At 49.3% G+C, this 14,578-nt stretch carries 11 protein-coding genes; 6 read left to right on the top strand and 5 right to left on the bottom strand.

The window, feature by feature from the left end; genetic code table 11:
- Nucleotides 1-10: 10 nt before the first annotated feature.
- From IPL17_RS24230 to IPL17_RS24245, 4 genes are read left to right on the top strand one after another with little or no spacing between them, the layout of a single operon-like run.
- Nucleotides 11-796, top strand: coding sequence for a ParA family protein (locus IPL17_RS24230; RefSeq protein ID WP_345309662.1), 786 nt, complete (start codon nt 11-13; stop codon nt 794-796).
- Nucleotides 762-3,692, top strand: coding sequence for a GAF domain-containing protein (locus IPL17_RS24235; RefSeq protein ID WP_345309663.1), 2,931 nt, complete (start codon nt 762-764; stop codon nt 3,690-3,692). The genes IPL17_RS24230 and IPL17_RS24235 overlap by 35 nt, the downstream gene beginning before the upstream one ends.
- A gap of 17 nt (nt 3,693-3,709) precedes the next feature.
- Nucleotides 3,710-5,362 (top strand): pyridoxal-phosphate dependent enzyme, encoded by a 1,653-nt coding sequence (locus tag IPL17_RS24240; protein WP_345309664.1) that lies wholly within the window; start codon nt 3,710-3,712, stop codon nt 5,360-5,362.
- 37 nt (nt 5,363-5,399) lie between these two features.
- Nucleotides 5,400-6,347, top strand: a complete 948-nt coding sequence (locus tag IPL17_RS24245; protein WP_345309665.1) for a DMT family transporter — start codon at nt 5,400-5,402, stop codon at nt 6,345-6,347.
- Nucleotides 6,348-6,393: 46 nt separating this feature from the next.
- On the opposite strand, the gene IPL17_RS24250 is transcribed toward IPL17_RS24245, so the two are convergent.
- The 5 genes from IPL17_RS24250 to IPL17_RS24270 form a co-directional block, all read right to left on the bottom strand.
- Nucleotides 6,394-7,125 (bottom strand): response regulator transcription factor, encoded by a 732-nt coding sequence (locus IPL17_RS24250; protein WP_345309666.1) that lies wholly within the window; start codon nt 7,123-7,125, stop codon nt 6,394-6,396.
- Complete coding sequence (locus tag IPL17_RS24255; protein WP_345309667.1) at nt 7,125-8,702, bottom strand: response regulator; 1,578 nt, start codon at nt 8,700-8,702, stop codon at nt 7,125-7,127. Before IPL17_RS24255 ends, IPL17_RS24250 begins: the two co-directional genes overlap by 1 nt.
- 88 nt (nt 8,703-8,790) lie before the next feature.
- The gene (locus IPL17_RS24260) at nt 8,791-11,391 is read right to left on the bottom strand and encodes a GAF domain-containing protein (RefSeq protein ID WP_345309668.1); all 2,601 of its coding nucleotides are present in this window, start codon (nt 11,389-11,391) and stop codon (nt 8,791-8,793) included.
- Between the two features lie 67 nt (nt 11,392-11,458).
- Nucleotides 11,459-11,770: a DUF4190 domain-containing protein gene (locus IPL17_RS24265; RefSeq protein ID WP_345309669.1), complete on the bottom strand. Its 312-nt coding sequence runs from the start codon at nt 11,768-11,770 to the stop codon at nt 11,459-11,461.
- A 36-nt stretch (nt 11,771-11,806) separates the two neighbouring features.
- Nucleotides 11,807-12,028, bottom strand: coding sequence for a PC4/YdbC family ssDNA-binding protein (locus tag IPL17_RS24270; RefSeq protein WP_345309670.1), 222 nt, complete (start codon nt 12,026-12,028; stop codon nt 11,807-11,809).
- Between the two features lie 144 nt (nt 12,029-12,172).
- Between IPL17_RS24270 and trmFO the strand changes: the two genes are divergently transcribed.
- Entirely contained in the window at nt 12,173-13,549 is a 1,377-nt protein-coding gene (gene trmFO, locus IPL17_RS24275; protein WP_345309671.1) for a methylenetetrahydrofolate--tRNA-(uracil(54)-C(5))-methyltransferase (FADH(2)-oxidizing) TrmFO, read from the top strand.
- 51 nt (nt 13,550-13,600) lie between these two features.
- A complete protein-coding gene (locus tag IPL17_RS24280) occupies nt 13,601-14,512 on the top strand; it encodes a M28 family peptidase (protein ID WP_345309672.1) in 912 nt (303 codons plus the stop codon).
- The last annotated feature ends 66 nt before the right edge of the window (nt 14,513-14,578 follow it).

A 14,578-nucleotide genomic window follows, 5' to 3' on the forward strand; every position in this document is an offset into this window, starting at 1 on the left:
CAGGATAACCATGACAATTACAATCGCTATTTCAAACGAAAAAGGTGGTGTCGCAAAAACCACCAGCACATTATCCCTCGGCGCATCACTTGCAGATCTCGGACAAAAAATTTTGGTGATCGATCTGGACGCGCAATCCAACCTGACCTTGTCTCTCGGTTTTGAGCCGGGTGAAGCCAAGCTCACATCGGCTGACCTGATGCTTGATAATGCATCCATCCAGAGTATCTGCACAAAAACGGATGTTGAAAACCTTGATCTCATTCCATCCAGTTCGCGCATCGAAACATCGGAACAATTCCTTCCGATGCGCACACATCACACCACCATCCTGCAGCGCGCCATTGCAAACGCAAACCTGCCGTATGACTTCATTATCCTTGATTGTCCACCGGCGCTGGGTGTCATTACCCAAAACGCCATCGCCGCAGCGGACCTTCTGCTCATCCCTACGCAGGCGGAATATTTTTCCGCATATGCCCTGCGAAATATGATGACGCTCGTCCGCCGAATTCGAGAAGAAGACAACTCCAAACTGGCATATCGAATTCTCGTTACAATGTTGGATAAGCGGAATCGTACGCACCGCAATATTAATGAGCAGCTTCGCACAACATTTGGCGAAGGCGTCTTTAACACGGTCATAGAAATAGACACGAAACTGCGCGAAAGCCCAATTGTCGGAATGCCGATCACGCATTACAAACCAGGCGCGCGCAGCTCGATACAATACCGTGTCCTTGCCCAGGAGCTATTGGAATATGCCAAAGAAACCCAAAATAGACAAGCGGCTTGAAAAGCTCTTCCAGGATATTCATCCAGAAGGACATGCTGACAAGCCACAAAGCATTTCCACTGTTGAAAAAGACGCAGCACTTTCTGCCACTAAGCCTGTTCATCAAAACTCTGAATCTGTTCCCGCGCCCAAACCGCTTCGCACGACGCCAGCCATCACAAATAAAGGCTTAAACTCCGCGAATTCTTCTTCCTATTCTGTAAACATTCAAACCGGGGTTCAAGATTGGTCAACCTTGCGTGTAATGGATGACACCAAGGTGCGCAAATGGACCACTGAAGAAGAACTGCTTATCAATCAGGTAATAGACCAGCTTTCACTTGCGCTTGAAAACGCCCGCCTTTTTCAAGAATCAAAAGAACGCGCCAACGAACTTGCCTTGATCAATCGCGTGGTCAGCACGTTAACTGCCTCAACCAATTTAGTTGAGGCGCTGCGAAGCGTAGTTCGTGAAATTGTAGAAGCCTTCCCGGTTGCCCGCGGAGCGATCACATTATTGGATGATGACAAACAGGGTTTCACTGTGGTCGCCGACCACTCCAAAATGAGCAACCCCGTCAGCGCAGTGGGATTCAAGATCCCTCTGGAAGGAAACCTTGCCACGCAAACATTGATAGCAACCCGCAAGCCGTATATTTTGGAAGACGCTTCGAACAATACCAATAATCCACTCATTGCGCGGACGGAAGCCCGCCGGCTTGGCATCAACTACACCGCCATATTTCCCATCTTTATTAACGATGAAGTGGTTGGAACTTTGGGAGTGGACATGGTGGAAAAAGATGCCTTCCTCGACCAAAATCAACTTTACTTGTTAGAGTCTTCCCTGGCTCCAATTTCAGCCGCGATCGGACGCTTGCGCGCAGAAACAGACCTGACAAGATTCAAGTTGGGAATTGAAACATCCGGCGATGCAGTTTTTATGACGGATACCAGCGGAAAAATCGTATTTGCAAATTCAGCATTCGAGACGGTTTATGGGCATAAACCAAGTGAAGTAATTGGTCTGACTCCGCGCATCATCAAATCGGGCTTGATAAAACAGGAAGAATACAAATATTTTTGGGGAACTTTATTATCAAAGCAAACAATTACTGGCGAATTGATCAACATGACCAAAGACGGCAGGCTGATCCACGTTGCGGGGACAAACAGCCCGATCCTCGACGAGAACGGTGAGATCCTCGGATTTCTCGCTGTTCATCATGATATATCCGACAGGAAAAAGGTGGAAGAGGAACTACAAAGGCGAAATACATATCTATCCGCATCAGCAGAAATTGGCCGCCTTGTAACCTCTACCCTTGACCTAAACACAATTTTCACCAGAACGGTGAATCTCGTCTATGAAAAATTCAACTTTTACCATGCTGCAATTTTTATTGTTGAAGAAACCGGCTTTAATGCTGTATTGCGCGAAGCAACCGGGTCAGCCGGCGCTGAAATGAAAAAAAGAAAGCACACTCTGCCGGTAAATTTAAAATCCATTGTCGGCAAGGTGGCGCTGGAAGGGCAGGCAGTTGTGGTAAACGATGTTTTGCTGGACAAACTCCACAAATACAATCCGCTGCTACCCGACACACAAGCGGAAGCTGCCATTCCATTAAAGATCGGCACCAGAGTTATCGGCGCGCTTGATGTTCAGTCTAAAAAATCAAACATCTTCACAGACGATGAAATCGCGGTCTTGCAAACGCTTGCTGACCAGGTGGCAGTCGCTATTGATAATGCCCGTTCTTTTGAACTCTCGCAACAAGCTGTGATGGAAATGCGTGAGATCGACCGCCTTAAGAGTCAGTTCCTCGCGAACATGAGTCATGAACTACGCACCCCGCTAAATTCGATCATTGGTTTTTCACGCGTGATCATCAAAGGGATTGATGGTCCGGTGACCGAACTACAGCAGCAGGATCTCACCGCCATTTACAACTCTGGTCAACATCTACTGGGTTTGATCAACGACATTCTTGATCTGGCAAAGATAGAAGCCGGCAAGATGGAACTGGCCTTCGATGAAGTGAATATATCAGACGTCGTCAGCAGTGTATTCTCGACAATGAGCGGATTGATCAAAGGCAGACCAATAGAAATGAAACGGATCATCGAACCGAACCTGCCAATGGTGCGGGCGGACGCGATTCGCATCCGCCAGGTACTTATCAATCTGCTCTCGAATGCATCCAAATTCACGGATGAAGGCGATATCATTGTGGAAGTCGGGCGATATCGCGGCCCAGGCGGGCACAGCCAGGTAAAAATCAGTGTCACAGATACCGGGCCTGGAATCTCGAAGTTGGATCAGGAAAAACTCTTCCAGGCGTTCTCACAAGTGGATGATTCGCCGACACGCAAGACCGGCGGAACCGGACTCGGGCTTTCCATCTGTCAGCAATTGATCAACATGCATGGTGGGCAGATTTGGGTCGAAAGCGAAGTTGGTCAGGGAAGCACCTTCCACTTTACCCTCCCGCTCTTCCGCAGCCTGGAGAGTATAACAAGACCCATCGGAAAAAAAATAATTCTATCGATTGATGATGATACACAGGTTGTTGGACTCTATGAGCGCTACCTACAGCCTCAAGGCTATCAGGTAGTTCCTCTGACCAACCCTGCGCTGGCATTGGAACGAGTAAAACAATTAAGACCTTTTGCGGTGACGCTGGATGTTATGATGCCCGGTATAGACGGCTGGAAAGTTTTGGATATTTTAAAAAATGACCCTGATACGCGTCACATTCCGGTTATTTTGTGCAGTATCATCGAAGACTTGGAGAAAGGTTTCAACCTTGGGGCTTCGGAGTATCTGGTTAAACCCATTCTGGAAGAGGACCTTGTCAAAGCCCTCGATCGTTTAAGTTCTAATATTTCGAATACTACAAAATCTGCCACAGATTAATTAAGAGGAGTTATAAAGTGGCCTTTATTATAAAATGCCTTGACTGCGGTCATAATACACCCTACCATCCATCATCAATAGCCTGCCCAAAATGCAGCAGTCAATGGCGCGAAGCCGAATATGATTATGAGTTGATCGGGAAAGATCTACCCGCAAAATTGACCAGCCGCCCGTTTGATCTTTGGCGGTATCGAGAATTGCTGCCTGTTCGAAATCCCAATGTCAGCCTGTCGCTTGGCGAAGGCGGGACGCCATTGATTCGAGCTGTAAATTTGGGCATGATGCTGGGATGTCCGAATATTTTCATCAAAGACGAGCGTCAGGGTCCAACCTCTTCGTTCAAGGATAGGCAAGCCTCCGTTACGATCGCTGCGTTAAAAGAAGCCGGCATCACAGAAATTGTAGCTGCATCAACTGGCAACGTGGCGATCTCGTATTCAGCCTATGCTTCGCGGGCAGGAATGAAATTATGGGCATTCGTCACCAGCTTGGTTCCCTCGGTAAAAATGCGCGAGATCGCATTATACGGAAGCCAGGTGATCAAGATCACAGGCTCTTACGATCAATGTAAACAGGTGGCTGCCGAATTTGCCCATCAACGCAATTTATATCTTGACATGGGCGCGCGCACCATCACATCCATCGAAGGAATGAAGACCATTGCCTATGAAATTGCGGAACAACTCACCGCGGTTGAAGGCGCATCCCCGAATGCCCCCTGGCGCACCCCAGACTGGTATGTGCAGGCGATCAGTGGCGGGATGGGGCCGCTTGGAGTGTATAAAGGTTTTCGCGAAATGCAACAAATGGGTTGGGTGGACAAAATTCCAGCATTTGCACCAATACAGGCAGAAGGCTGCGCGCCTATGGTAAATAGCTGGAAAAAGGGGTTGGAAGAGGCACAGCCTGTTATGTCGCCCATGACGCATATTGAAACACTCGCGACTGGCGACCCCGGCCGCGCATACGAATTCCTACGAGATTATGTCAATAAAACGAACGGTGCGTTTGAAAGCGTCAGTGACCAGGATGCGTATCGGGCTATGCACGTACTGGCGAAGATGGAAGGGATTTCCGCGGAACCTGCCGCAGGAGTGGCTTTTGCAGGCTTATTCAAATTGATCCGAGCCGGTATCATCAAAAGCACGGATACAGTTGTTGTTAATTGCACCGGTCACACAGTTTCGGCGGACCCAAGCATCCTAGGTGAAAATTGGTCTCGCGACATAAAATTTCCATCAACCCAGGAAACCCCGCAAGAGGGTTTGCTTTCCGCACTCACACAGGTTGCACCGGAGAGATTCCCCAAGATCGTTCTTGTAGAGGATACCGCTGAAGCGCGCCGCCTTATTCGCCGCATTTTACAGTCACAAGGCAACTTTACCATTTTGGAAGCGGAGAACGGCCGCGAGGGACTGGATTTGATCCAGCGCGAATTACCGGATCTGGTCATCATAGATCTAATGATGCCTGAAATGGATGGCTTTACTGTTATTGACGCGCTGCGCGCCAAAACCGAAACCGCATCCATACCTGTGATCGTCGCCACAGCAAAAGAACTGACGCAGGATGAAAAGAACCGTCTTGGAGGTCAGATTCAAGCATTAATGCAAAAAGGCGATTTTTTAAATGATGACTTCCTGAAAGAAGTGAAAGCGTTGATAGCGTAACCTTCCCTGCAAGATCAACCTCAAAAGGCTGGTATTTTTGCAAAAAAAATACAAGGCTGGAATTACAGCCGCTTTCAGTTCGGCACTGTTTCTCGGGTTTGCCCCTGTCTTTGGCAAGCTGGCGATCACGCAAGGATTTTCTCCCTTTGCTGTTGTAGCGTTGCGCACCGGTTTTGCAGCAGGCATATTGCTCCTTGTCATCGGCATTTTTTACCGTCAATATTTATATATTTTCCCCGTCGGACTGGCAGGCTGCATCCTTGCCGGCTCGATCAACGGCCTTGGCTCTTTATTGTATTATCTTGCACTGGAACGGTTGAATGCGAGCGTAGGTCAGCTACTATATTCCCTGTACCCATTCTTCGTTGCGATCTGGCTCACTCTAGATCACCAACCCCCTAGCCGGCTTACATTTTTCAGGATCGGACTGGCGGCTATTGCAGTATTTTTTCTGACGCGCATGCCTGACCAATCCGTAGATCTCACTGGGGTGTTTTTGATGATCGGCGCATCGATTTTATATGCCATGCACCTGCCCATTAATCAACGCGTTCTTTTCGAAGTACCTGCGCCTACCGTGGCGTTATACACATTACTCTCTATGAGTGCAGTGGTTATTCCTGCCTACCTATTATTTGACCGTGCCTGGCCCGAGATAAACACTCCCTGGCTGCCGGTCTTAGGATTAACCTTTGTAACTATTTCTTCTCGAATTGCACTATTCCTTGGTGTAAAAAAAATCGGCGGAATGCAAACTGCCTTACTGGGACTTGCGGAATTGTTGATTGCCATATTATTCAGCAATATTTGGCTTGGAGAGAATTTATCGCCGCTCCAATGGCTCGGAGCGATCGGACTTGGTCTAAGCTTGCTCCTGGTGATGTTTGACCCTCCTCAACCACCTACTTATAGCGGCAAAACGGGTTGGCTTTCGTGGATACGCGCACCCGCCTTGCCAAAAGATATTTTCGGTCCTTACGAATAAAAAATCAGCCGGTGCGCTAATCACCCAGCGCCATTATAAGATTTTCCTATTTGTCTGCTTCATATAAATAACCCGTTCCACGTATGCTGACCACCCGCTCAGATAGAATTGGAAATTGTTCCAGCTTATGCCTTAAGCGGCTTACCAACGGGCGCAATATTTCCGGCGCCTCTCGCTGCGATGTATCATAACCCTGAACCAGTAAAACCAATTCACGATGCGAGAAAACCTTGCCTTCGTTCTCCATTAAGATACGCATTAATCTTCCTTCAGCGGGAGTCAGGTGTTCAATAACACTTTTATGTTTGATCTGACGGCGGGCAAGATCCACACAGGTACCGTCTTTCAAAGTTACAACTTCAATGGCGTCAGTCGGATTGCCCTCATCAAAAATCCCCGTATGTGACTTTTCAGAGTGCCGCGTCAATGCTTTTTTAACGCTGGTTATGATCTGGGTGGTTGAAGCCGGTTTCAACAAATAATCGTGGATGCGCAAGCGTAAAGCCTGAATAGCTGTCTCGGTGGAACCAAATGCAGTCAACAGGATCACCTCTGTATCCGGGGAAATCTGATTCAATACCTGCACCACTTCCAATCCATCCATGCCGGGCATTCTCAGGTCGACGATCATCAGGTCGACAGCATGTCCGCGCAGATACCCAATCGCCGCCTGGCCATTGGGAGCAGACGCCACGGAGTACCCTTCCAGTTTTAAGATATCTGTCAGTGACTGGCGCGCTACGGGTTCATCATCCACAACAAGAATATTGAATTTCATTATTTTCCTCCTGAAGGTAAAAATATTCGGAAGCAGGCACCGGCGCCCCGTTCTGGCATTAATTCCAGTATGCCGCCATGCGCAGAGACAATATTGTAACTCACAGTAAGTCCAAGACCTGTTCCGCCTTCCTTTGTGCTAAAGAATGGCTCGAAAATATTAGATTGCCTATCCTTCGGGATGCCTTTGCCGTGATCGCGGAACAAAACCTCAACACCGTCTTCAAAAGCACGGGCTATGATCTTCAGGTTTCCACCTTCGGGCATGGCGTCGGCAGCATTCAAAATTAAATTAATAAATACCTGCTGTATCTGACTGCCGACCGCAATAACCGGGGGAAGCTGTCCACGAATATCCAAAGTGACATTCACATTTGCCTCGGAAAGTTGTTTTGACATTAAATGAAAAATATATTCCAACATTTCCCGCAAATCCACATTCTCAAGAGAAGAAACACCCGGGCGATAAAAATCCAGCATGCGTCGAACAGTTACGATCAGGCGTTCAAGCTCTGTGCACGCAAGTTCAAAATATTCCTTACGCTTTTCCGCGGGCAAATCTTCACGGCCGGCCAGATGCAGGCAATTCTGCACAGCCTGCAAGGGATTATTAACTTCATGCGCAATGGATGCGCTCAACCGACCCGCGGCGGCCATCTTCTCAGACTGTAATAAAGCCTTTTGAGATTCCTCCACCTTACGAACATAATCCAGCTGTTCGGCATATAAGCGGGAATTCTCAAGGGCGGCAGCCGCTTGACGCGCAAGTATCTGGAACATCTCCAATTCGGATTCGCGAAATGCAGTCTCGTTAACAGTCCGAGCCGCATAAAACACCATGCGGATGGATGGACGCAGGATCGGTATCAGGATTGCCGTGCCAAGCCCGAGTTCAGCAAGAAGCGATTTTAATTTGGGATCACTGGGTCCATTGGCATTGATCAACAAAGGCGCTGCAGATTCATCCACGGTCGCGATCAAGTCCTGATGCCCGGATAATAGATTCGCACCGCGCGAAGTGAGCAATGAAAACTCATTTGATTGTTCGTTTCGCTGGTAGCAGGCGGCGTGAGCGCAGCGCAAATGTTCGCAAATGGAATCGATAATAAGATCGAGCAATGGCTCGCGCCGTGTTTCAGACAGTAAAGATTCTGTCACTGAAAAAAGCGGACGCAATGCCTGTGTGCGGGCGGCGTCCCTTTTTTGTTGGCTATCTGCAAATGCCAGTTCGACGGCGTCGATCAATTCACTGCCTTGACCGAATGGTTTAAGCATAAGGCCGTCCACGCCCTGCCGAAGAGCGCGAATGGCTGTTTCCACGGTCCCATAACCGGTCATGATCAAGATCGCCGCGTCAGGTTGAAGGTGCTGGGCATGGTGAATAACTTCAAAACCATCCACCTCGGGCATACGGATGTCAACCAGGAGTAAGTCGATCTTGCTTTCTTTTAGAAAATCAATTGCCGCGCGCGGATCGGTCTCTGTTTCAACTTTATAGCCGGCTCGTGTTAATAAACGCTTGCACAATAATGCAATACCCGGTTCATCATCAACTACGAATATAAAGGGCGTTTCCATAAATTTACCTTTGGGCTTTTTGATTTAGGTACAAAATCACCAGGTTTCGTATCGCAGTTCAGGGAATTTGGACTGCGAAAAAGGAGATTCAAATCGGCAGCCAGACCCCGAATGTAGAGCCATTATTCGGCTCGCTGGATAATTCGATCATACCGCCATGATCGGTGACGATTCCATAAGTAACAGAAAGCCCCAAACCGGTGCCGCCACTACCACCCTTGGTTGTAAAAAATGGCTCGAAGACGCGGCCTTGATCGGCGGGCGAAATCCCAACGCCAGTATCACTGACCGACATCACAACCCAACTGCGTTCGTCACGGTTCGCACAAGTTGTGCGGACTCGTAACTCTCCGCCGTTAGGCATGGCATGCAGCGCATTATGAATAAGGTTTAAGAGGACCTGCTTCATCTGGTTGTGGTCAATGGAGATCCAGGGAAGCGATTCGTCAAGGTCAACGATCAGCTTGACACCATTGGTTTGAACAAGATGTCTTGTCAGCGCCACGACATCGTCAACTACTCCATTCAAATCGGCCTGGGCGCGCACTTGTTCACCCTGCCGCGAAAAATCCAGGAGGCGGCGGACTACATCACTGGCACGCCGCGCTTCACGTAAAACCATTTCCAGATCGGTATGCTGAGGCGTTCCTTCCGGTAATTCTTCGAGAATAAGCTCTGAAAAACCCGTGACCGTTGTCAGCGGATTGTTTAACTCGTGGGCGATTCCCGCCGCCATTTCTCCGACCGCGGCAAGTTTGGCAGCCTGGATCAAACGATTTTCCGCTGAACGCTGGGCCTCCATGCGTGCATTCAATTCGATCTCGATCACGCGCAGCTGGCGGTTGGTTTCCTGTAATATCTGATATTGATTTGCGCTTGAGATCACTGCGGCAAGGATACCCGCCAGTGATTCCATCGCGATCAGGTCATTGCCTGTAAAGGCATTTTGTTCGCGGCTTTCCACATCAATAATACCGAGAATGGATTCTCCATCCTTCAAAGCCACACAAATTTCAGAACGCGCTTCCCAGCCTTTGAGCGGCTTGTATAATTTATCGCGCTTGGTATCGTTGATCAGGATACTCTCACCTGTGCGAGATACGTGACCTGTGACTCCGCCGTCCACCACGAATTCCTCACCAACCAACGCGCGCTTGACAGTTTCGGCATGTGAACCGCCGATGCCTTGAATGGAAAACTTCCGATCCTGGTCAAAAAGAAAAATAGCGGCAAATTCAAATTTGAAGTATTGCGCCACCAGCTCAGCCGTGATCGCCGCCACTTCGGATTTATCGTTCAAGCCGATAACCTGTTGCACAACTTCATGGATCAGGCTCAGGCTTCGCGCGCGCCCTTCAGCTTCTTCACGCAGACGTGTGTACTCGATCAACCCCGCCAGATGACTGGTAATGACCACCATGAGATGCTCATCATATTGGTTGAATGCCTCGGCGCGCAGGCTTTCAATGATCAGGACACCAATCGCCTCACCACGGTACTTAAGCGGAACGATCAACATGGAGCGCGCGTCTTTATGGATTGGAATAAAACCTTCCGCAATGGTATCCACGACCAGACGCGCATGCCCGCCTTTTGAAAGAAAGGGCTGGATGGAATGTCCCGCAAGCGCAACGCTAACAACATTCATCTTGCCGTCCAGCAAGCGGTAATCGCGCAAGATACGCCCATCACTGGAACGCAGGAAGAATGCGATCAACTCGGTATTGAACGCGCGAGCCAACAGGCCAAACATGCGTCGTGAGATCTGGTCCAGGTTTTGCGCAGAAGAAATTGTGAGCACAAAATCATTTAATAAGGCTAACCGGCGCAGATGCCCGGCCATTTCTGAAAATGTAACCACTACATCCACCGAAGGCGGGACTCGCGCCGCCAATTCTCGCAGCTGCCCCCACTCGGCGAGAGTAAATTCCCTTTGACGCCAAAGTGCCACCACTCCGATCAATCGCTGACCAATTACGAGCGGCAGGCAGACCCAAATATGAGTACCTGACTTAAGGGTGCCATATGGAAGATTATCCCAATTCGGCTGCCCACGCGTAATCGTCACATCAGACAGGGAACGGTTCACACGACGGAGAAGTGGATTCGAATCTATCAGCAGACTCACCCCTTTGGCTTTTGGCACATCCCACTCAGCTTGAATATCAAGCGACTCGCCACGACGGATCGCCAGCCACGCGCCCTGACAATTAACAGCCTGCACGAATACCCCCAAAACCTTTTCCAACGCGAGGGGTAGATCGAAGGCAAGCCCAGACTGTAGGTCAGGCAGGAATGGCTGATTGGGAGAAGTGGATCTTCCAGCCAGGAGTGATGCAGTTAATTTCCATATCCTCTGGGCGTTGGTAGTCTGATCATCTGCCCCCACTAAAACAAGTTGAGATGTACCAGGAATCGGATACGCAAATAAACGCCCAACCTTAAGTTTACCTTCCTGCGGGGCAGAACTTGAACGGCTATGCCCCCCACTGAGAGCGCCACACAACCAGGTATCCACGACTGGTTTTGCCATAACGATCATGAGTTCATTCTGCGCAGGCTTATTCAGGCGATAAGCCGCGCGAACCAACCAATCGCCGCTGACACGTTCGGCAAGCACGGCCCAAACGGCTTCAGAAAGCTGCGTTGCGTCTTTGAGGTGGGTCTCGATCCCGGTTTCAGTTGGCATGGCTTGTTCTGGGAATTATACCCGCCTCAAGCCTGACAAGCAGAGTTTCAACCAAGGGCGTCGAATTTTATTGCGCCGCCGACCAACCAATAGCGCCGGCAATAAAAACAAAATAGACGATGAAGCAGCAGAAACCGATCAGTGCCAACCCGATCTGTACCCAGCCCATAACGATGCCAGCAGAAGCGAGACCATCACCGGATGCGGTTGGCGGGATTGCGCGCGTTTCCTTACGCGCCGCATAGCCCGTGACCAAAGCAACAATACCGCCTATGATTGGGAAAAGCGTGAATCCCAAAATACCCGCGATAAGACTTATAGTGGCCATTGTGCTTGTAGGCAATATGGTACCGTAGTTATTGGGAGGCAATTGATCCATTCGATTCTCCTTTATGTATTACTTCCTCTTCTTCAGTTAAATTTCAGTATGATTCAACAACTCTTTTAGCGCAGACAACTCATCTGTGGAGAGAGTGACACCCTTGCCTCTCCGTTCGCGGTCCGGCGACCATTCACGGATGTCATATTTTGCCTCCCTGTCATTCCAACTGATCAAATTAATTTCCTTGGTCCACCCCGAAGCGGACTTTGACAATATGCCGATCCTTTTGATGATATCGTATTTGATTTCTGACATTTTGTTTCTCCTATGTATAGGATAAGGCCAAACCAGCAATTGAACAAGTGATTTAGATAGATCATTGCGAAACGATCAGGCATGTTTTAGATGCTTCGCAATTCCAAAGACATGAAGCAAAAACTCAAATGGTAAAATACATAAATGACTGATCTCACCATTATAGGCGGCGGGTTGGCAGGCAGTGAAGCCGCCTTGCAAGTCGCCCACAGCGGATTCAAAGTTCAATTATACGAAATGCGTCCGTCCATACCGACAGGCGCACACCTTGGCAGCGACCTGGCAGAACTGGTCTGCTCAAACTCGCTCGGATCCAATTTATCCGACCGCGCTTCGGGTGTATTAAAAAACGAACTCAGACAATTAAATTCAATGCTGCTGGAATGTGCCGAAGCAACCGCCCTTCCAGCAGGCGCGGCACTGGCGGTTGACCGTGAAGCCTTCGCGCGGATGGTCACTGAAAAAATAGAAAATCACCCAAATATAAAGATCATCCGCGCAGAAATGAAGGAGATTCCACAAACACCAGTTATCATCGCCAGCGGGCCGCTTACCTCTGAAAGCCTTACACGGTCCATCGCAAAGTTGAGTGGTGAAGAACATCTCTTCTTCTTCGATGCGATCGCGCCGATCGTGCATGCCGAATCGATCAATATGGAAATTGCCTTCCGCGCCTCACGCTATGGTAAAGGCGATTCAGACGAAGGCGATTACATCAACTGCCCATTCACAAAGGATGAATATTATTCATTTGTGAATGAGTTGCAAAAAGCCGAACGTATCGAATTACGGTCATTTGAAGAAGCGATTCGCACAGGGGTAAAAGCGGGGCAGTTCTTCGAAGGCTGTCTGCCCATCGAAGTCATTGCCGAACGGGGCATCGATTCGCTAGCCTACGGTCCCATGCGCCCTGTCGGTCTGCGTGACCCACGAACTGGCAGAGGTTCTTATGCGGTCGTCCAGCTTCGACAGGATAACCTGGCCGGCAGTTTATACAATCTTGTGGGCTTTCAAACCAATTTGAAATTTCCGGAACAAAAACGCATCCTGCGCCTGATCCCTGGTTTGGAAAACGCCGAGTTCGAGCGTTTCGGTCAAATGCACCGCAACACTTTTATCGCGTCTCCAAAACTTTTACGTCCCACACTACAGCACACCACGCGCGACGATCTTTTCTTCGCGGGGCAGATCACAGGCGTCGAAGGCTACATGGGCAACATCGCTACAGGCCTTCTAGCAGGAATTAACGCCTCGCGCCTGCTTGGCCACAAGCCGCCCATCAAACTTCCGCACGAAACCATGCTGGGCGCGCTTTGTCATTACATCACCCATGCAGACTTAAAAGATTTTCAACCGATGAAAGCCAACTTCGGAATCCTGCCTCCGCTTATTCTTGAAAAAAGAATAGGCAAACGCGAACGGGGTCAGCTTTACGCAAATCGCGCGGCGAAGGTGCTTGAAGAATATTTAAATGAGACACCAAAGGAAAAGGTCTCTTCACTTGTGATCCGAGACCGCTGACTCACGAAGAAGGCTCCTCACAATGCCAGCAATATAGTTTATGGATAACAAATGAACAAACGCGCTGCCTACATCTATTTATCTTTGATTGGCATCCTTCTTTCTCTGACAGCTGGATGGTACATCACATCCTTTATGTCACAGCCTCCTGCGGATAGCAATGAGCCCGCTTCGCTTTTCTTTGATGGTGCGCGCGCCTACATGGATGTGCAAACTCAAGTCGATTTCGGTCCGCGCATCCCGGGATCCGAGGGACATGCCAGTATCCGTGAATGGATGCGTACAGAATTGGAATCCGCCGGTTGGAAAGTGGAAATACAGGAAGCAGAACGCATGGGTCATCCCATTTATAACGTCATCGCAAAAAGAAATGACGATGCGCCACAGATCATTCTTGGCGCGCATTATGATACCCGTATGGCTGCGGACCAGGACCCGGAATTGGGCAAGCGCCTGTTGCCTGTCCCTGGGGCAAATGATGGCGCATCCGGGGTGGCAGTCCTGATCGAGATGGCGCGTTCTTTGCCAAAAGATACTGTGCCTGTTTGGCTAGTCTTCTTCGACGCCGAAGATAATGGCCGCATCGATGGCTGGGATTGGATACTGGGTTCACGCGCCTTCGCCGAGGAACTTTCCATTCATCCGGAAGCAGTTGTCATCGTAGACATGATCGGTGATGCAGACTTGAACATCTATCTCGAACAAAATTCCAATGTGTCCATCCGCACAGAAATTTGGGGCACTGCGGAAAAACTCGGCTACGCTGACAAATTCATAAATCAGGAAAAGTTCAGTATGCTGGACGATCACACCCCCTTCCTCGAGGCAGGCATCCCTGCCGTGGACATCATTGACTTCGACTATCCCTACTGGCACACTACACAAGACACGCCCGATAAAGTTTCCGCAGAGAGCCTGCAAACCGTCGGCAAAACCTTGTGGACCTGGATCGTGGAAAAATAAAGAAACAACTGCATATTCAAAGATCAAATCTTCATATAAAGCATGGTCAAAAGCCAAGACAGGGCG

This window comes from Candidatus Villigracilis saccharophilus, from assembly GCF_016711665.1.